We start from the raw sequence: 18,928 nt of genomic DNA, 5'->3' as shown, positions 1-18,928 counted from the left end.
ACATCACCGGGCGAGAGGGCCGGATTAAAACAACCGACCCACGGACGGTAAATTCGCGGCCTCGATGGTCCCGCTCGGCACCGTGCCCCACGATGCTAGACAGTTCCGCCTGATATCCTCCGAGTACACGCTGCTGCGGCCATCATCGGTGAATCAGCGCATACCGTTCGGGGGTAGAATGCCGACGAAATTTCGGCACCGCAAGCCGCGGATAATGAGGCCGGTACCAAACCGCGCTTTCGAACGCCGAGCGGACTCGCGCCTGACTCTGAACAGATTTCGGCACGGGAGGCAACCGATCACCGGCCTCTCGGCAGGGCGCGCCGAGACTCGCGGCGCTCGCATCGGCTCGGTCGCCTGGCGTCCATGACGGAGCCATATCGTGTACGCGACGCCGACAAGACCGTCCAGACAGGGTTGCATCGACTGCCCATGGCGACCACCAGCCCACTGCCCGACATCGCCGGCCTCGACGGCTCGGCCCTCGCCGAGCGCCTGCAAGGTGACGCGGTGCTGGCCCGCTCGATCCTGCGGCATTTCGCTGAGACTCAGCACCGTGCCGCCGAGGGCCTGCCGCAACAGGTGCAGCGCGACGCCATCGCCGCATTCCGGCGCGCGCACGATCTCAAGGGCGCGCTCGGCAACGTCGGCGCCGACGCCCTGTGGGCGCAGACGCGGCTGCTGTGCGACGCCCTGAGCGCCGAGCCGCCGGACCTGCCCGCGGCACGCGCTGCCGCAAGGCTACTGGAGAATGGACTGCCCAGACTGTGCGACGCCATCCTCCGGGAGCTGCCGCCGTCGGCACCCACCCAGACGCCGTCGGCACCACCCGCGCCCCGACCAGCGCCCCGACCAGCGCCCCGACCAGCGCCAAGCGCCGCGACGCAGGACGCGCAAACGGCCGACACCTTCTCGCAACGACTGCGGGATCTGGCCGACTGGTTGCGCCGCGGGCGAGCGCGTGAAGCCAAACAGGCAGTGCGGGAATTGCGCGCGCTGCCTACCGCGGGCGCGGAACAGCGGCTGCTGGATGATCTCGCCTGGTTGGTAAGCCGTTATCGCCTGGGCGAGGCCCTGCGGCTTCTGGAGCAGCGAGACAATGGCTGAGCCGGGGCCGCCGAAGGTGCTCGTCGTCGACGACAACGAGACCAATCTCGATATTCTGCTCGGACTGCTGGCCGACTACGACGTCATCGTCGCGCTGGACGGTCACAGCGCCCTCGACCTGCTGCGGCAGGAGACACCGGACGTCATCCTGCTCGACATCGTCATGCCCGGCATGGACGGCTACGAGGTCTGCGCCCGCATCAAGGCCGACGCCGGCCTGCGCGACATCCCGATCCTCTTCATCACCGCCAAGACGGACGAGGCGAGCCTGGTGCGCGCCTTCGACATCGGCGGCAGCGACTATGTCACCAAGCCATTCCGCTCGCGCGAACTGCTGGCGCGCGTGCGCATCCAGGTGCAATACCGGCGCGCCATGGAACAACTCCGGCACATTGCGGTGACCGACGAGCTCACCGGGGTGCGCAACCGTCGCGCCTTCTTCGAGCGCGCAGGCCGACTCTTCGCCGACGCGCGGGCGCATGACCGGGCGCTATCGGCACTGATGCTCGACATCGACCACTTCAAGCAGATCAACGACACCCACGGGCACGCCATCGGCGACATCGCGCTGAAGCATTTCGCGGCAGCCGTGCAGACACGCCTGCCCCGGACACACCTGTTCGGGCGTCTCGGCGGTGAAGAATTCGCGCTGCTGGCGCCCGGTACCGACGCCGATGAAGCGGCCGACCTGGCCGAGCACCTGCGCGCAACCGTGCACGCCCTACGCGTGGAAGAAGCGGTCGCCGACCTGCGGCTGACCGTCAGCATAGGGCTCGCGGCGCTGAGCGAGGGTGCGCTGAACCTGGACGACCTGCTGCGCCGGGCGGACGACCGACTGTACGAGGCCAAGCGCAGCGGACGCAATCGGGTGTGGTGGTTGCGCCGGATTGGAAATTGAGCGCAACACCCGCGGGCGCGCCTTGCGGCGTTGCCTGCATTGGGAAGAACCTGCGTTGCTGGCCACCCCGGCCAAGCATCGGCGTCGCTTCAGGTCGCAAGGTGGCAATCAGGCCGCGTGACGGCTGCGCCTGAGGTCCGTGGCTTGGCAGTGCGTGGCGTGATCGACGAACTGCGTGAACTCCCGCGCGGGCAGCAGCACCCAGCCGCGGAAGCCCTCGCGCAGGCTGGCGTCGTTCACCCGCATCGGCCGGTCGTAGGAGACCTCCACCAGCATCAGATCCAACACGCCCAGGTGCGCACCCGGGTCCGACAGATGCGTGTTGCGAGCCCAATCGGGCAAGCGCAGCAAAAGGTCGAGCGCGGCCTGGCCACTCAGACCCCGCTGCCCAGCGTAGCCCAGCAGCAATAGGCGCTTGTACTCGATCTCCGCGTCGAAGCCATCGTCAAACAAGTCCACCTGGACAGCCGCGTCCAGTTGCACGTTGCCGCGGATCACCAGATAGACGAACAGGTCGTGCAGTGCCTGCCAGGTGTGCGGCGGACACTCACGAGCGGCGAGCATTGCGTAACGGATTTGCCGGCGATGGAACTTGAACAGGTTGCGCAGAACCCACTGGCGGTTCTCCTCGGTTGCGGCCGCGCAGCGGTAGCGCTGGCGGTCCAGTTCCTGAAACAACCGGTCGAAATTGCCGCGCATCAACGCGTCCAGGCGTTGCTCACCCGTGAGGCCGGTCGGCTTGTCGAAGCCGCCATAAGGTAGGCGCGGGTCCGGGTTCGGCAAGGCCGCACAGACCTTGAGCACCGGGCGCTTGTACAGGCGCATCAGCTCCAGCCGCACCTCGGGCGCCAGGTCTATCAGCGCCAACCGGTCGAGGCGCATGACCAGCGCGGGCAGCACCTCGCGAACGCTGCGCGCCCGCTGTGCCGCCAGCCACTCCGCGGTGCCGGCCACGTCATCCAGCGCCTGCAGCATCCAGTCCGCGCGGCGCTTGGCGGCCGGTCTTGCTATGATGGTAGTCATAAGTACAGGTGTTGCCAGTTGTTCCGATGGATCAGACCCCCGCAAACCGGGGGCGGCCCCGGTCCTGCCCCCATGTTCCCTAAGGATAAGCCGGTTGATCGGCATCTCCCGTGCGGAGCCGCACGCCCCGCCATTGTCAGCGGCGAAACCCGCTGAAAATGATGGCGTTTGGAAAGCGCCCGGACATGCCAGCCAAGCCCAACGCCGCGCCGGTGTTGGCCAGACTGGCCAACGATTGGGATCTCCTTAGTAGATTAGTGTGGCAATGGATTCCTAGGTTGCCTATAGGCAAGTTGCTTAGCTTTTACGGCGCACGTACATCCCGGAGATCAGAGGCGGCGGCAAGAACAAGGCAGTTGCAGCACAAGCCGCCAAGTACCGGGCCGTGCAGGTGCAGGCCGCGGCTGCCGGTTCCCCGCGCCCGCGGAGCGCGCAGACACACGGTAGGCAGCCGGCCGGACGCATGTCATCATTGCCGCTTTCAGAGCTTCGCTAAGGGGTCCGCTTCCGGGCCAGCGCTTTCCTCGTGCCTAAACAGCAACGCAAGATCCTTATCGTCGGCAGCGGCGGCCGTGAGCATGCACTCGCATGGAAGGTCGCGCAGTCACCCATGGCCGAGCGCGTCTTCGTCGCGCCTGGCAACGGCGGCACCGCAACCGAGACGGGTGTCGAGAACGTCCCCATCGACGCGACAGACATCGACGCCCTGGTCGCCTTCGCCACCGACGCCCGCATCGAACTGACCATCATCGGCCCCGAGGCGCCGCTGGTGGCAGGCGTCGTCGACGCCTTCGCCGCCGCCGGCTTGCGCTGCTTCGGCCCCCGGCAGGCGGCGGCTCGACTCGAGGGCTCCAAGGCCTTCGCCAAGGACTTCATGGTGCGCCACGGCATCCCCACGGCACACCATCGGTCCTTCAGCGACCCGGTCGCGGCGCTCGAGCATCTGCACGCAGTCGGCGCCCCGGTCGTGGTCAAGGCCGATGGCTTGGCCGCCGGCAAGGGCGTCATCCTGGCCGAGGACATGGCGACCGCTGAAGCCGCGGTGCAGGACATGCTCAGCGGCAACCGTTTCGGCACGGCCGGCAACATGGTGGTGATCGAGGCATGGCTGCGCGGACGCGAAGTGAGCTTCATCGCCCTGGTGGATGGCGAGGACATCCTGCCGCTGGCGAGCTCGCAGGATCACAAGGCCCGCGACGACGGTGGCCGTGGTCCGAACACTGGCGGCATGGGCGCCTTCTCGCCGTCACCGCTGGTAACGCCGGCGCTGGAGCGGCGCATCATGGACGAGGTCATGCGACCGACCGTCGCCGGTCTTGCGGCGGACGGGCTGCGCTATGTCGGTTTTCTTTATGCCGGCCTCATGATTACCGAGGACGGCACCCCGTACGTGCTGGAGTACAATTGCCGACTCGGCGATCCGGAAACACAACCGATCCTGATGCGGCTGGAATCGGACCTGTTGGGCCTCATCGACGCCGCGCTGACGGGGAACTTGGCCAGCATGAGCGCACAGTGGCGCACCGAGGCGGCCTTGGGCGTCGTCCTCGCCTCGGGCGGATATCCCGGCAAATACGCGAAGGGTCTGGTGCTGAAGGGCGCACTCGACCCGCAGCCGCCGGACGTCAAGGTGTTCCATGCGGGCACGGCACTGCGCGAGACCGACATCCTCAGCGATGGTGGCCGGGTGCTCTGCGTGACCGCGCTGGGCGCAGACATCGCGCAGGCACGGTCGCGAGCCTACGCCGCGTTGGGCAACATCGGGCTGACTGGCGGTTTCTATCGCAGCGACATCGGCCTGTCCGCAACGGCATGACACGGCTTTGCGCCGGCGGGACGCCCAGGCGCCCAACCAACAACGCCCAGCCAACAACGCCCAGCCAACAACGCCCAGCCAACAACGCCCAGCCAACAACGCCCGCCAAAGCGTGCACGGTCCAGGGTGCACCCGACAAAGGGCTCATCGAGGCCGCACGCTCCACCGCAGACCGGGATTTGCCGCGCCAACGCAGCCGCAGGAGGGAAACACCGACGCGGCACCGGGGCAGCGCGGGCGCCCGCAGCATGCCAGACTTTACAATGTTTGACCCGACGCCAAACGGCGATGACCACAAATTCCTTTCTGAACAGAATCTTATCCGATCAGGCATGCCTCTTGCTGGCAGATTGAGAAACAACTGTCAACTGTAAAGGACGCAAAATGACTGAACAGCCACGCGAGCAATGCCTCCCACAGCTGCGGTCGCGCGACGGCGAAGGCACCGGCGCCCCCGACCATGCGCATGGCCGTCATCATCGCCATGCGCAGAACGCGCCGGTATCCGGGGCGCGCCGCCATCTGCTCAAGGCCGCCGCGTCCGTCGGACCGGTCATCGCCACGCTGCCCAGCGGCGAGGCGTTTGCCATGGCCAGCGCATTGCAGTGTGTGATCAAGGAGCAGGACGGCTCGCAGGATCAGCCCCAAGGCGTCGTGGCAGTTGCCGATGCAGATAACTACATCCGCGTGCCGGGCCGGCGGGAAGAGTGGTTCAGCACGAAGTCGACCGCCGACGGCGGCGCCGGTGTCGGCATCATCGAGGTCTACCGATTTCCCGACCAGGATGGCAACGAAGTCGTCATCGTGGGCGACAACGCGGACACCGCAGTGTCACCCATCGCACCGGTCGGAACGTGGTTCGATACCAGCACGAGCTATTTCGTTCGCGGCGAAGACAAGCTCTTCCTCCGCATGTATTACGCGGACCCCAATCCGATCACTGGACCAAGCGACGTGGCCGTGGACGTGACCGGTACGGACGCGAACGGATACTACTACCCCGCCACCGGCTGCGCCATCAGCAACCCAAGCTCCGCATGGCCGGGGCCGACCGCCTCGCCACCGACACTCGCGGGCCCCGAGGGCGCACCGGCAGGACCCGGCACCCATTGCATCTACCCGCTGGCGGTGCAGGCCGATCCGACCGGGCCGGGCAACGTGCCGTTGACGGCGAGTTGCCTGCTGAGCTTCAATTCCTAGCGTCCCAATTCCCAGCGCTGCAATTTCTAGTGCTCCTGACCCGAGCTTTGCACGCCGCAACGGGCGCGCAGGGGTTGCGCGCGACCACGCCTCCGACGCCATCACAAGGTGAATACCCTTGGTCCCTTTGGCCCCTGGCCGGATAGAGCTCACGGAAGCCGCGAGCAAGCGCTGGGCCCTGGTCAACGAGGCATCCTTGGCTTGGGCTGTCTGGGACACTGACAACGCGCTGTTCCATGGCGAAACCGGAGAGACCCACCTGCTGAGCGAATTGCCCGCGCTCTTACTCCAGATTCTGGCCGCAGGCCCCCGCTGCGAAGCTTCCCTCTCTGCCATGGCGGCGGAGCAGTGTGACGCTGTGCCCGATGGCGCATGGCAACGCAAGATCCGGCAGGTCCTGACCGAGCTCGCAAACCTCGAGCTGGTGGAGCCAACCAACCGAGCAAGCCCGTGACTCGGCGCCAACGCCCCGCGAACCGACTGCCCGCGCGGCAGCGCGTGGAGTACCGCATCGGCCCGTTCCTGGTGCACCTGGAAACGCCAATCCACCGTATCGTGGAACTGGTGCACTGGTGCTACGCCGAGACAATCGTCCGCGCTCCCACCACGACCCCCGTGCAGTTCAACGTGCGCGTCGAGCGCGGCCCACTGCACCGCCGCTGGTTGCGCCCGCAAGCCACCTTCCATTTGGAGGACGTGTCGCCGTTCGACCCGTTTCCGGCGGATCACGCATTTGCGCTTCTGGAGTGGGGCCTGAACTGGTCTATCGCCATCCGCGCACACCAGTATCTGTTGTTGCATGCCGCCGTCCTGGAGCGCGACGGGCGTGCGCTACTGCTGCCGGCGACACCCGGCTCGGGCAAGAGCACGCTGGCCGCGGCGCTCGCGTTGCGCGGTTGGCGCCTGCTGTCCGATGAGTTTGGGCTGGTGGACCCGCACAGCCGGGAAATCCATCCGCTGCCGCGGCCGATCCCGCTGAAGAACCAGTCCATCGAGGTCATTCGGGCGTTCTCGGCGCAGGCGCAGTTCGGGCCGGTCTTCCCGCGCACCCGCAAAGGGGATGTCGCTCATCTACGCCCGCCCGGCGACAGCCTGCGCCGGCAAGACGAACCCGCGCGGCCGGCGTGGATCGTGTTTCCGCGTTACCGCGCGGGCAGTCCACTGCGCCGCGCGGCCATGACGCAAAGCCACACCTTTGCCCGGTTGTCCCAAAACAGCTTCAACTATCGCCTGCTCGGTGCAACGGGTTTCGAGGCGCTCGCCCACCTGGTGCAGAGCTGCCGGTGTTGGCGAGCCGAATACAGCGACCTCAAGGACATGGTCGCCGCGATGAGCCAGTTGCCGACGGCGCCCCAATGAGCCTATTGCTCGGCGTACTGCGCGACCCGCGTGTGATCACCCAATGGACGCTGCCGCAGTGGAATCGGCTGCTGCGCGAGACCCGCGCTCAGGGGCTGTCGGCGCGCCTGAGCTGGATACTCGAAGAGCGTGACCTGCAAGCGGCCTGTCCGCCCGCGGCGTTGACGGAGCTGGAGGCGCAGCGCTGCATCGCCGCCCTCAAACAGGCGCAAGCGCGCTTGGAACTGCGCAAGCTGCACAAGGCCCTGGCGCCGCTGGACATCCCCATCATGCTGCTCAAGGGCGCGGCCTATGCCCAAGCCGGTCTGCGGGTGGCGCGCGGCCGCGATTTTGCCGATCTCGACATCCTGTTACCGCGCGAGCGGCTGGAAGCGGCGGAAACGGCACTGGAGACGGCAGGCTGGATCAGCGAAACCACCAACCGCTACGACCAGCGCTACTATCGGCGCTGGATGCATGAGCTGCCACCGCTGCATCACCGCACCCGCTCCTTCGAGGTGGACGTCCACCATGCGTTGCTGCCCCTCACCGGGCGGCTGCGGCCCGATCCGTCCCGGATCTGGGCAGCAAGCCGGTCGCTGCCGGACGCCCCCTACCGCATACCTTGCCCGGAGGACATGCTGCTGCACGGTGCGGCGCAGGTGTTCCAGGACGGCGAGATCGCGGGCCAGCTCGGCGGGCTCCTGGATCTGCACCAGCTCATCGGCGAGCTGAGCGCGCAAAGCGGCTTCTGGGAGCGGTTGCCGGTGCGGGCCGAGGCCCTCCAGCTCGGCCGGCCGCTGTACTACGCGCTGCACTTCTCCCGCGCCCTGCTCGATACGCGGATTCCGCCGGAGGTGCTGCGGGCGGCACAGGCACATGCTCCCGGGCCGCTCAACAATCGGCTGATGGACCTGCTGGTGCCGCGGGTGCTGGAGCCACGCTACCCTGCCCGGCGCCCGGCGCGCTTCGCCGCCTGGCTCTTGTACCTGCGCTCGCATTGGCTGCGCATGCCGCCCGGACTGCTGACCCGGCACCTGTTGCGCAAGGCGCTGCGGGGCGGCAAGCCCTGAAGCCACCTGCCGCAACGCGCGCTCAAGCCGGCAAATGCGCCGCTACTGCGGGCAGCACCCGCCCGGACACGAAGTCCGCAAGGGGTTCCAGCGCCGGGTAACGGGCGCACACCTGGCGCACATAGCCAAGCGTGCGCGGCAGGTACCGCAGGTAATCCGGACGGCCATCGCGCAGCGCCAGCCGCGCAAAGATACCCGCCGCCTTCAGGTGCCGCTGCACCCCCATCAGGTCGAACCAGCCGGTGAAGGCCGCGACGTGCTCCTGGTGCAGAATGCCGCGTCGCAGGGCGAGGTCGAGATAGGCCCCTTGCCACGCCTGCACCCGCGCCTCGGGCCAGTCGATGTAGCAGTCCCGCAGCAGCGAGACCAGATCGTAGGTGACGGGACCGAGCACCGCGTCTTGAAAATCGAGGATGCCGGGATTCGCCTGCTCGGTGAACATCAGGTTACGGCTGTGGAAGTCCCGGTGCACGCAGACGCGCGGTTGCGCCAGCGCGCTCTCCACCAGCAGGTCGTAGCTTATCTCAAGCATCGGCCGGAGCTGTTCGGCGCGCGGCAACGCCAGCAGGCCATCCAGCAGCCATTGGTCGAAGATGCCGAGCTCGCGACGCAGGAAGGGCTCGTCGTACAGGGGCAGCCCGGTCTGTGGCCCCGCCGCCTGCAACGCGATCAGGGCAGCGATGGCATCGCCGTAGAGCCGGTCGGCGTTGGCCGCGTCGAGGTGGTCCAGGTACTGCCGCTCGCCGAGGTCGGCCACCAGCAGGAAGCCTCGCTCCAGATCCTCCGCGAGGATCTGTGGCACATTGAGCCCGATAGCCCCGAAGGCACGCGCCAGCCGCACGAAGGCGGTGCTGTCTTCGGTGTCTGGCGGTGCGTCGACGGCGATGACGGTGCCCGCACCGTGCCGCAGGCGCCAATAGCGCCGGAAGCTCGCATCCGTCGAGGCCGCCACGAGCGCGGGTGGCTCACCGCCCAGATGCGCCGTCAGCCATTCTTGAAAGAGCTCGCCACGTTCCGACAATCGAACCTCCATTGGTGCTGATGGCCCGCCGCGCAGCGGTTGTTAAGCGGGGTTGAGACGGCCGCAGGCCCACCGCGCACGCGCTGCGCCTTCGGCGCCGCAGCCTAGCAGATTCGCCCCGCGCATTGATGCTTGGTTTGGAATATGCGACTGTGGTTGATTGGTCAGCGCCAAGACGCCTCGGCGCCCAGGGTCCGCGCGGACAGCAGTTCCATGTCATCCACCTACCGCCGCAACGCGCTAAGCTGCACGCTCGCCATCGCCGGGTCGCTCCTGCTGCCCCCGCCGGCGGCAATTGCGGCCGAGGCGCCGCCCCAGCCCCAGACCCAGCCGGCCGCCACCCCCGAAGTGCTCCCTGCCCCCGGTCCCGCGGAGCTGCCCCCGGTGCCGAATCTGCTCGACACGCTCCCCCAGATACAGGCGCCGGCGTCACCGTTCCGGCTGCCGGCAATGACCACGCCCGCCCTGCCCGACATGAGCCCCGTCCTGGGTCCCGGCATGAGTCCCGGCAAGAACTTGGACACGGCGCCCGCCGCCGAGCCACTCTGGGTTCTGCCCCCGTCCGTGATACCTGAGCATATCCCGTCCGTGCCAGGCGCCGAGCCGGTCCGCAGCCGCGGCTATCTGGACCGTCCGAAAAACGTCGTGGGCGTCGTCAACGAGCCCATCGAGCCGAACTCCGACAAACTGGAGCGGGGGCTCGAGTGGGCCTACTGCGGGCCGCGGCCCCCGTACCTCGGACCCGGCTCGACCGAGACGCCGGCGGCAGAGGCCGCGGACATCGAGCAGGCGCCCACCGATATCACCGCCGGCGGCGTCACCTACCGACGCAAGCGCGATGTGGTGGAAGCCGTCGGCGGCGTCACTGTGGTGCGCGGCCCCGAGCGGGTCGAGGCGGACACGCTGCGCTACGACCGCCGCCAGGACATAGTCACCACCACCGGTCCGACGTACCTGCAGTATCCGGAGCTGCGCATCGCTGGTACCGGCGCGACGGTGAACATGGCGACGGAGCAGGGCCGGGTGGACGCGCCGCGCTTTCGCCTCAGCGGCCCGCTCAATGCCCGCGGGGTCGCGCAGACCGCCTACCTGGTGAGCAGCACGCGCACCGCGTACCGAGACATCATCTACACCACCTGCCCACCGGGCAGCAATGCATGGACGCTGCGCGCCAACAAGCTGAAGCTGGACCAGTATTCCGGCCTCGGCATCGCCCGCGACGCGAGCCTGCGCATCCGCGGCGTGCCGGTGCTGTACGCCCCCTATCTCCAGTTCCCGATCGACGACCGGCGCCGCAGTGGATTCCTGGTGCCGTCCATCGGCTCGTCGGATAGCAACGGCTTCGAGGTGCGCACCCCCTACTACTGGAACATCGCGCCGAACATGGACGCCACCATCACACCGCGCATCATGTCCAAGCGCGGCGTCATGCTCGGCACCCAGTACCGTTATCTCACCCGCCCCGACCGCGGCGAGATCCATGCCGAAATCCTGCCGGACGACCGCGCCTACAACGGCAAGGACAAGCTGCGCTGGGCATTCAACATGCTGGAAGAGGGCCATTGGCTGGGGCGGCTGCGCACGCGAATCGACTACACGGCCGTCAGCGACGACACCTACCTCGAGGACCTGGGGAACGACATCGACGCCACCAGCACACGTTGGCTGCGCCAGCGTGGTGACGTCACCTATACCGGCCAAGGCTGGTCACTGCTGACAAGGATGGAAGGCTTCCAGACCCTGGATCAGACTGTCTCCCCCGAGAACAGGCCCTATGGCCGCTTGCCACAGGTCCTGTTCCATGTCGCTCCGGCACAGCTCCTACCGTCCACCACGTCCAGGTGGGTCGGCAAACCGACCATCGGTCTGGACGCGGAGTACGACTACTTCGACCACGACCATCGGGTGCACGGCCAGCGCATGACCATGACCCCGCTGTTGAGCTGGCCGCTCCGGCGAAGCTGGGGCCACCTGATCCCCGGTGCGCGGCTGTATTTTTCCCAGTACGACTTGGTCGAGACGTCGCCCGGCGATCCGGCGACCCCCAGCAACTCGATTCCGAGTCTGGACCTGGACGGCAAGCTGATCTTCGAGCGTCCGGCACATTGGCTAGGCGAGCAGGCAGTGCAGACCCTGGAACCGCGTGCCTACTACTTGTACACGCCCTATGTCGATCAGACCGAAATCCCCGTGTTCGACAGCTCCGAGCTGGACTTCAGCTTCGCCAACCTCTTCCGCAACAACCGCTTCACCGGTCGCGACCGCATCGGCGACGCCAATCAGATTACCGCCGGCATCAGCTCGCGCATGTTGCGGGCTGCCACCGGCGAGGAGCTCTTCCGCGTCAGCGTCGGCCAGGTCTACTACTTCGCCAACCGCCAGGTGCAGATCTCGGGACCGCCACAAACGGAAAGCACCTCGCCCTATATCGGCGAGTTGTCGGCGCAGATCTTCGCGCACTGGTTCGGGCGCGCCAGCTTCCAGTGGGACCCGAACACCGATGGTGACCCCGCACCGCAACGAACCCTGCGGCTGGAGTATCGTGACCCCGAACGACGCGTCCTGAACCTGGCCTATCGCACCGACCTGACCACCGCCGTGGACAATCGCTACGAGGACGCGGACGTGTCGTTCCGCCTGCCCTTCGGGGCGCGCGCAGAGATGGTCGGGCGCTGGCTCTATTCCGTGCGCCACGGCGAAACCATGGATGCGGTCGCGGGCGTCACTTTCGGCAAGTGCTGCTGGCGGCTGAGTATCCTGGGCCGGCATTTCAAGCGTCAGCCCGATGCGCCCGCGACGACGTCGGTGATGCTGCAACTCGAGCTCGCGGGGCTCGGTGCCGTGGGCGAACCGATCGGTGAATTCCTGGAACGAGAGATCTATGGCTATGCCTCGTACTGACCACACCCGACGACGCCAGATGAGCGAGGCCCCCCGCCCCGGCCCCCGGCGCCGCGCCGCCCTGCCCTTGCAGCTCGCCGCCTGTTTGCTGCTGGCACTGCTCGCCGGCGTCGCGTCCGCCAGCCAACCGCTCGACGGCATCGTCGCCGTGGTCAACGACGACGTCATCGTCCGCAGCGAGCTACAAGCGGAAATCGACCTGGTCCTGCCGGAGCTTCAGGCCCGCGGCGCGGCCATCCCATCCCGCGACGTGCTGGAAAAGCAGGTGCTGGAGCGCCTCATCCTCAAGCGCCTGCAATTGCAGCAGGCCAAGCAGCTCGGCATCGAGGTGGACGAGGAGACGCTCAACAAGGCCCTGGAGGGCATCGCCGCCCGCAACGGTCTAACCTTGGACGAGCTGCGCGTGACGCTGCAGGAGGGTGGCGTGGATTTCAACCACTTCCGCGAAGACACCCGGGCGCAGATCCTCACCTCCCAGCTCCAGCAGCAGGCGGTCTACCGCAACGTCCGTGTCACCGACGCGGAGGTGGACCGGTTCCTGGAAAAGGAGGGCGACAGCCTGGTCAAGCGCCGGGAGGTGAAGCTCCAGCACATCCTGGTGGCGCTGCCGGACAACCCCAGCAGTGCGCAGGTGACCACGGCGCGCGCCAAGGCCGAGCGGCTGCTCAGGCAACTGCACGCCGGCGCCGACTTCGCCAGCCTCGCCGCCGCCGAGTCCGACGGCCGTCGCGCGCTCGAAGGCGGTGACCTCGGCTGGTTCCCGATGTCCGAGGTGCCGACGCTGGCGGTTGATGCCGCCCAGACCCTCGCCAAGGGCGAGATTACCGAGCCCATCCGCAGCCCGAGCGGCTTCCATCTGATCAAAATCGCAGACATCAAGGGCGACGCCCCCGAGCCCATCAACCAGACCCACGCCCGCCACATCCTCATCCGCACCAGTCAGATGGTCTCCGACGACGACGCCAAGCGCCGCCTGGAGCAACTGCGCATGCGCATCCTCGGCGGCGACGACTTCGGCACCTTGGCCCGCGCGCATTCCGACGACACTGGCACGGCGCTCAAGGGCGGCGACCTCGGCTGGGTGGACCCGGGAGATGTCGCGCCCGAGTTCCAGGAGACGATGGACGCCCTGGCACCGAACCAGATCAGCGAGCCCTTCAAGACCTCCTTCGGCTGGCACATCGTGCAGGTGCTCGAGCGCCGCAAGCAGGAAACCACCGACGAGCTGATGCGCATGAAGGCTGAGGATGCCCTGCGCCGCCGCAAGGGCGAAGAGGCCACCGAGATCTGGCTGCGGCAGTTGCGCGACGAGGCCTATGTGAACATACGCTTGAACGACGACAACTACTGAGTGCGTTCCCAACCACCGCAATCAGGCCGCATAACGCCCATGCACCAGTCCGCGCAGCCCGCGCGTATCGCACTCACCCCGGGCGAGCCCGCCGGCATCGGCCCCGATCTCTGTGTCCAGTTGGCGCAGCAAGCGCGGCGGGCCGAGCTGGTGGCGCTCTGTGACCCCGTCCTGCTCACGGCGCGGGCCGCCCTGCTCGGGCTGCCACTGCGGCTGCTGCCGCTCGATCCGGATGCCGAGCCTACGCCGACGCGGCCGGGCGAGCTGCGCGTGGATCCGGTGGCACGGCTGCGCAGCACGCCGGAGCCGGGCCGGCTGGACGCCCACAACGCCGGCTACGTGGTAGAGACCCTCATCGCCGCCTGCCGCGGCTGCCGCAGCGGCCGCTACGACGCGGTGGTCACGGCACCGGTGCACAAGGGCATCATCAACGACGCGGGGCTGACCTTCACCGGCCACACCGAGCTGTTCGCCGAGCACTGCGCGGCCACGCCCGTCATGCTGCTGGCCGCGCCGGGCCTGCGGGTGGCGCTCGCCACCACCCACCTCGCGCTCAAGGACGTGCCGGCGGCGCTGAGCCGCCAGCTCCTCGCCCAGGTGCTGGAAACCCTGCTCAGCGACCTGCCACGGCGCTTCGGCATCGCGCGGCCACGCATCGCCGTGTGTGGGCTCAATCCCCATGCTGGCGAGGGCGGCCACCTCGGACGGGAGGAGATCGACATCATCACCCCGGTGCTGGAGCGCTTCCGCGCCGGCGGCGCGGACCTGCGCGGGCCGCTGCCGGCGGACACGGCCTTCCTGCCGCCGCTGCTGGCGGAAATCGACGTGGTGCTCGCCATGTACCACGACCAGGGCCTGCCGGTGCTCAAGCACTTGGGCTTCGGCCGGGCGGTGAACGTGACCCTGGGGCTGCCCATCATCCGCACCTCGGTGGACCATGGCACGGCGCTCGACCTGGCAGGCAGCGGCCGCGCCGACCCGGGCAGCCTGGCGGCCGCGCTGGACATGGCCGTCGACATGGCCGAGCTGGAACGGCAGCGGCTGGCCGGCACGCCCGAGTAAGAGCGGCATCACCGAACGCTGGCCAAGTCGCGGCGCGGACGCCGCTTCCACGCCACGGCGCGGAGCTCAGCCGTCCATGCGGCGGCGCACCTCCAACGCCACCTCCAGCGCGCGCAGGCCGACGGCGCCGTCCACCAGTGGCCGGGTGCCGCCGCGCACGCAGTCCACGAAGGCGGCGATCTCCGCATCCAGCGGCTTCACCGGCTCCACCGCGATACGCTCGCGCACGATCTCCGGGCGCGGCTGGCCGGGCCGGGCCACCGGCCGGGCGATGTCCAGGGTCTGGCCGACGAAGTCGAGCGACAGGTAGCCCCCCGCCTGGAACACCCGGATGCGCCTGTGCGTCTGCTCCGAGACGCGGCTGGCGACGATGTTGGCCACGGCGCCATCGGCAAACTCTAGCCGCGCGTTGGCGATGTCCACGTGCTCGGTGAGCACCGGCGTGCCGACCGCGCGGACCTCGGTGAGCGCGCCGCCCACCAAGCCCAGGATGATGTCGATGTCGTGGATCATCAGGTCCGAGACCACGTCCACGTCCGTCGCCCGCTCCGTGAAGCCCCCCATGCGCTGCGCCTCGATGAAGCGCGGCCGGTCGATGCGCTCGGCCAGTGCCATGATGCCGGCGTTGAAGCGCTCCAGGTGGCCGATCTGCAGGATGGCCCCGGACGCATCGGCGAGGCGCAGGATCTCCCGCCCCTGCGCCATGTCCGGTGCCACCGGCTTCTCCAGCAGCATGTGCACGCCGGCCGTCAGGTAAGGCCGCGCCACGTCCAGGTGCACCGTGGTGGGCACCACCACGCTCACGGCGTCCACCTGCCCCAGCAGCGCTGCCGGATCGGCGTACGCCGCGCAGCCCGCCTCGGCGGCCACCTGCGCCGCCCGCGCCTGGTCGGTGTCGGCGACGCCCACCAGCTCCACGCCGGCAAGCCGCGAGTAAATCAGGGCGTGAAACCGCCCCAGATAGCCGACCCCGACGACGCCGACCCGTACTGCCCGATCCATGCCGATCTCCCGTTTACTGTGCTGTGACCGGGCGCCATGATAGCGGCTCCGGGTCTCGTTCGAGCGCGGACGGCAGGCTGTTGTCGCTCTGCATCGGGCGCGGACGGCTCCAGCGCGGGCTGATCGTGGAGGTCGCGGTCCGGCTACGGCTCGGGAACCTGTTCCCGAGCGCACGGGCTTTGGGCAGGCACGATCGCGGGTGAACAGGGCGGCTGGTGGATGTGCGTTAGGATCTTTGCGGCAGATAGCGACTGACCGATTGGGCGTGAACCCGGTGACGGTGGTGCGAGCCGGCGCGCGGTGGTTGGATGTGTCGCCTTGGAGGGCGACACTCCGGCCGCACTCCGGCCGTATTCCGGCCGCATTTCGGGCTCCCCCCGGGGCATGCATCGCCAGGCATCCTCGCGCAAGATCAGCAAGACGATGGCTACATTATGATCTCCGGCCTCTCCACTTGGTCCGTGCGCCATCCCATCGGCGTCGTCATGCTGACGCTGGCGGCGATGGTGCTGGGCGGCTTTGCGCTCGGCGGCCTGAATCTGGACCTGCTGCCGCGCATCACCTACCCGGACATCCTCGTGCGGGTGCTGGACCCGGGCGTGCCGGCGCAGGTGATGGAAGACGAGGTGACGCGCTTTCTGGAAGAGCAGCTCGCCGCCACCGAGGGCGCCGTCGCCATCGAGTCCCGCACCCGCGAGGGGCGCAGTGCCGTGGACCTATCGTTTCGCTACGGCGCGGACATCGACGGTGCGCTGCGCGACGCCGGCAACCGCCTGGACCAGGCGCGGCGCTTCCTGCCGGACACCATCGAGCCGCCGGTGATCTACAAGCACGACCCCTTCCAGCTACCGGTGGCAGAGTACGTGGTGAGCTCGAGCCTGCGTGACTCCGTGGAGCTGCGCGACTGGGTGGACTACGAGCTGAGCCGCTCGCTGCTGACCCTGCCCGGCATCGCCGCCGCCGAGGTGGGCGGCGGCCTGGAGCGGGAGATCAACGTCGTCGCCGATCAATACCGCCTCGCCGGCGTCGGGCTGGACGTGCTCGACCTGCGCGACACCCTCCAGGGCGCCAACCGCGACGTACCCGCCGGGCGCCTGATGATGCCGGACGGCGAGATCAGCGGGCGCGTCGGCGGCCGGCTCACCGGCGCGGCACAGATCATCGATCTGCCGCTCCCCATGTCGGGCGACGCCGGCACGGGCAATGGCGGGTCGGCAACGGACAGCCGCGCCCCGCCCGGGCTGCTGCGCATGGGCGACGTGGCGCAGGTCCTCGACGGCGCCGCCGCCGAGCGCCTGCGCATCCGCCTCGACGACGAGCCGGGCATCAAGCTCTCCATCCAGAAGCAGCCGTTGGCCAATACCGTCGACGTTGTCGAGACCGTGGACCAGGCGCTGGCGGCGCTCGCGGCGCAGAACCGCATCCCGCCGGACGTCGTCATCCGCAAGGTGGACGACCAGGCCCGCTATATCCGCCAGAGCCTGCGCAACGCCGCGCAGGCGGCGCTCGCCGGTGCCGCACTGGCGATGCTGGTGGTGTACCTGTTCCTGGGCAGCATCCGGCGCACGCTCATCATCGGCAGCGCCATCCCGATCGCCGTGCTTGTGACCTTCATCCTGATGGCCGCCTTCGGGCTCAACCTCAACATCATGACCCTGGGCGGGCTCGCGCTCGGCATCGGCATGCTGGTGGACAGCACCATCGTGATGCTGGAGAACATCCAGCGCCACCAGCGCCTGGGCGAGCGCAGCGTGCCGGCCGCGGTCAACGCCGCCCGCGAGGTCACCAGCGCCGTGGTGGCTGCCACCTCCACCAACCTCGCCGCGGTGCTGCCCTTCCTGTTCATCGGCGGACTGGTGGGGCTCCTGTTCCGGGAACTCATTTTCACCATCTCGGCGGCCATCCTGGCGTCCCTGATCGTCGCGCTGACCCTGGTGCCGGCGCTGGCGGGGCGCGTACCGGCAACCCGCGAGGGCTGGCTCCGGCGCAACATCGACCGCGGCATGGGCGCGCTCGCCGCGGGCTACGGCGGGCTGCTCAGCCTGCTCTTGCCGCTGCGCTGGCTGGTGGTGGCCGGCTTCGCCGCCTGGCTCGGGCTCACGCTGCCAGGGTTCCTGGGCGGTGCGCAGCAGTTCCTGCCGGCGCTGGACGAGGGCGACGTGCAGATCTCGCTCACCGCCGACGAGGGCATCGCCGTGGACCAGATGGACCGCATGGTGCGCCGGGTGGAGGCCATCGTCGCCGCCCAGCCGGAGGTGAGCGACGTCTTCACCACCGTCGGCGGCTGGGTGTACGGCCGCGCCACCTGGGAGAACCCGAACCGCGCCAGCATCCAGGCGCTGCTGAAGCCGGCAGCCGAGCGCGGAGGGGTCACATCGGACGCGTTCATCCAACGGGTGCGCGGGCTGGTGCGCGACGCCGGCATCCCGGGGCTCAAGACCTATTTCTACACCCCGGGCGTGCGCGGCATCCGCTTCAACCGCGGCGACGACGACGTGAGCCTGCGCATCAAGGGGCCGGACCTGGCGCGGCTCACCGAACTGGCCGACGCGGCCGTCGCGCGCCTGGACCAGGTGCCGAGCCTCGGCAACGTGCAGCACTCCAGCCAGGACGTGAGCCGCGAGCTCTCCGTGCGCGTGGACCGCCGGCGCGCCGCCAGCTACGGACTCGACGTGGAGGACGTGGGCTCGGTGCTGGGCTTCGCGCTGGAGGGGCAGGCGGTCACCGAGCTCATCGCGGGCGACCGCGGCATCGACGTGCGCCTGCGCCTGGACCGCGACGACGTGGGCGCGCCCGGTGATCTGGAATCCATCATCCTGTTCAGCAACATCGAGCCGCGCCGCCCCATCCGCCTGGGCGACATCGCGACCGTGCAGTTCCTGCCGCAGCCGGCGGAGATCATGCGCGACCGCCAGCAGCGGGTGGTGGAGATCTCGGCGTCGGCGGCCGGCGGCGCGACGCTGGAGGGCGCCATCGGCGACGCCCTGGACGCGCTCGCGGACCTGCCGCTGCCGCGCGGCTACACGCTGTACGAGGCCGGGGCGCTCGAGACCCTGCAACAGGGCCGCGATCTCGGCCGCGTCCTGCTGGGCCTGGCGCTGTTCCTGGTGTTCGTGGCCATGGCGGTGCAATACGA

The 18,928-nt window shown here is 68.6% G+C and carries 14 protein-coding genes; 11 read left to right on the top strand and 3 right to left on the bottom strand.

All coding sequences use genetic code 11. The features are described from left to right. The first annotated feature begins 432 nt into the window (after positions 1-432). Both LJE69_RS13345 and LJE69_RS13340 read left to right on the top strand, forming a co-directional pair. Positions 433-1,107, top strand: a complete 675-nt coding sequence (locus LJE69_RS13345) for an Hpt domain-containing protein (RefSeq protein WP_296925827.1) — start codon at positions 433-435, stop codon at positions 1,105-1,107. After that, positions 1,100-2,005: a diguanylate cyclase gene (locus LJE69_RS13340; RefSeq protein WP_296925824.1), complete on the top strand. Its 906-nt coding sequence runs from the start codon at positions 1,100-1,102 to the stop codon at positions 2,003-2,005. The genes LJE69_RS13345 and LJE69_RS13340 overlap by 8 nt, the downstream gene beginning before the upstream one ends. Before the next feature lie 108 nt (positions 2,006-2,113). On the opposite strand, the gene LJE69_RS13335 is transcribed toward LJE69_RS13340, so the two are convergent. Beyond that, positions 2,114-3,028, bottom strand: coding sequence for a hypothetical protein (locus tag LJE69_RS13335; RefSeq protein WP_296925822.1), 915 nt, complete (start codon positions 3,026-3,028; stop codon positions 2,114-2,116). A 526-nt stretch (positions 3,029-3,554) separates the two neighbouring features. Between LJE69_RS13335 and purD the strand changes: the two genes are divergently transcribed. The 5 genes from purD (at position 3,555) to LJE69_RS13310 (ending at position 8,455) form a co-directional block, all read left to right on the top strand. Beyond that, the gene (gene purD / locus LJE69_RS13330) at positions 3,555-4,844 is read left to right on the top strand and encodes a phosphoribosylamine--glycine ligase (protein WP_296925821.1); all 1,290 of its coding nucleotides are present in this window, start codon (positions 3,555-3,557) and stop codon (positions 4,842-4,844) included. Positions 4,845-5,228: 384 nt separating this feature from the next. Then, the gene (locus LJE69_RS13325) at positions 5,229-6,044 is read left to right on the top strand and encodes a hypothetical protein (protein ID WP_296925819.1); all 816 of its coding nucleotides are present in this window, start codon (positions 5,229-5,231) and stop codon (positions 6,042-6,044) included. Between the two features lie 118 nt (positions 6,045-6,162). Continuing rightward, positions 6,163-6,498, top strand: a complete 336-nt coding sequence (locus tag LJE69_RS13320) for an HPr-rel-A system PqqD family peptide chaperone (RefSeq protein WP_296925817.1) — start codon at positions 6,163-6,165, stop codon at positions 6,496-6,498. Further along, positions 6,495-7,403: an HprK-related kinase A gene (locus LJE69_RS13315; protein ID WP_296925815.1), complete on the top strand. Its 909-nt coding sequence runs from the start codon at positions 6,495-6,497 to the stop codon at positions 7,401-7,403. The genes LJE69_RS13320 and LJE69_RS13315 overlap by 4 nt, the downstream gene beginning before the upstream one ends. Beyond that, positions 7,400-8,455, top strand: coding sequence for a nucleotidyltransferase family protein (locus tag LJE69_RS13310; RefSeq protein WP_296925813.1), 1,056 nt, complete (start codon positions 7,400-7,402; stop codon positions 8,453-8,455). The genes LJE69_RS13315 and LJE69_RS13310 overlap by 4 nt, the downstream gene beginning before the upstream one ends. 22 nt (positions 8,456-8,477) lie before the next feature. Here LJE69_RS13310 and LJE69_RS13305 read toward each other — a convergent pair whose 3' ends face one another. Further along, the gene (locus LJE69_RS13305; protein WP_296925811.1) at positions 8,478-9,476 is read right to left on the bottom strand and encodes a phosphotransferase; all 999 of its coding nucleotides are present in this window, start codon (positions 9,474-9,476) and stop codon (positions 8,478-8,480) included. 213 nt (positions 9,477-9,689) lie between these two features. Between LJE69_RS13305 and lptD the strand changes: the two genes are divergently transcribed. Genes lptD through pdxA form a run of 3 tightly spaced genes read left to right on the top strand, consistent with a single transcriptional unit; the run spans position 9,690 to position 14,790 of the window. Beyond that, on the top strand, positions 9,690-12,377 hold the full coding sequence (lptD, locus tag LJE69_RS13300) for an LPS assembly protein LptD (RefSeq protein ID WP_296925810.1): 2,688 nt from the start codon (positions 9,690-9,692) through the stop codon (positions 12,375-12,377). Positions 12,378-12,396: 19 nt separating this feature from the next. Then, positions 12,397-13,728, top strand: coding sequence for a peptidylprolyl isomerase (locus LJE69_RS13295; RefSeq protein WP_296925808.1), 1,332 nt, complete (start codon positions 12,397-12,399; stop codon positions 13,726-13,728). 39 nt (positions 13,729-13,767) lie between these two features. Continuing rightward, entirely contained in the window at positions 13,768-14,790 is a 1,023-nt protein-coding gene (pdxA, locus tag LJE69_RS13290) for a 4-hydroxythreonine-4-phosphate dehydrogenase PdxA (protein ID WP_296925806.1), read from the top strand. A 66-nt stretch (positions 14,791-14,856) separates the two neighbouring features. Here the strand turns inward: pdxA and LJE69_RS13285 are convergent, their stop codons facing one another. Continuing rightward, positions 14,857-15,792, bottom strand: coding sequence for a Gfo/Idh/MocA family oxidoreductase (locus tag LJE69_RS13285; protein ID WP_296925803.1), 936 nt, complete (start codon positions 15,790-15,792; stop codon positions 14,857-14,859). Between the two features lie 434 nt (positions 15,793-16,226). Between LJE69_RS13285 and LJE69_RS13280 the strand changes: the two genes are divergently transcribed. Next, positions 16,227-18,928 (top strand): efflux RND transporter permease subunit (locus tag LJE69_RS13280; protein WP_296925801.1); only part of this gene is annotated, 2,702 nt, incomplete at its 3' end.

This window comes from Thiohalocapsa sp. (assembly GCF_022340605.1).
Lineage (GTDB): Bacteria > Pseudomonadota > Gammaproteobacteria > Chromatiales > Chromatiaceae > Thiohalocapsa.
Note: the sequence above shows the minus strand (reverse complement) of the source record. Positions and strands in the feature narration are given on the sequence as shown.

What these genes read in the sequence shown, in the direction of transcription:
- LJE69_RS13345 (WP_296925827.1), top strand. Translation starts at nt 433, where the DNA reads ATGGCGACCACCAGCCCACTGCCCGACATCGCCGGCCTCGACGGCTCG.
- LJE69_RS13340 (WP_296925824.1), top strand. Translation starts at nt 1,100, where the DNA reads ATGGCTGAGCCGGGGCCGCCGAAGGTGCTCGTCGTCGACGACAACGAG.
- LJE69_RS13335 (WP_296925822.1), bottom strand. Translation starts at nt 3,028, where the DNA reads ATGACTACCATCATAGCAAGACCGGCCGCCAAGCGCCGCGCGGACTGG.
- LJE69_RS13325 (WP_296925819.1), top strand. Translation starts at nt 5,229, where the DNA reads ATGACTGAACAGCCACGCGAGCAATGCCTCCCACAGCTGCGGTCGCGC.
- LJE69_RS13310 (WP_296925813.1), top strand. Translation starts at nt 7,400, where the DNA reads ATGAGCCTATTGCTCGGCGTACTGCGCGACCCGCGTGTGATCACCCAA.
- lptD (WP_296925810.1), top strand. Translation starts at nt 9,690, where the DNA reads ATGTCATCCACCTACCGCCGCAACGCGCTAAGCTGCACGCTCGCCATC.
- LJE69_RS13295 (WP_296925808.1), top strand. Translation starts at nt 12,397, where the DNA reads ATGAGCGAGGCCCCCCGCCCCGGCCCCCGGCGCCGCGCCGCCCTGCCC.
- pdxA (WP_296925806.1), top strand. Translation starts at nt 13,768, where the DNA reads ATGCACCAGTCCGCGCAGCCCGCGCGTATCGCACTCACCCCGGGCGAG.
- LJE69_RS13285 (WP_296925803.1), bottom strand. Translation starts at nt 15,792, where the DNA reads ATGGATCGGGCAGTACGGGTCGGCGTCGTCGGGGTCGGCTATCTGGGG.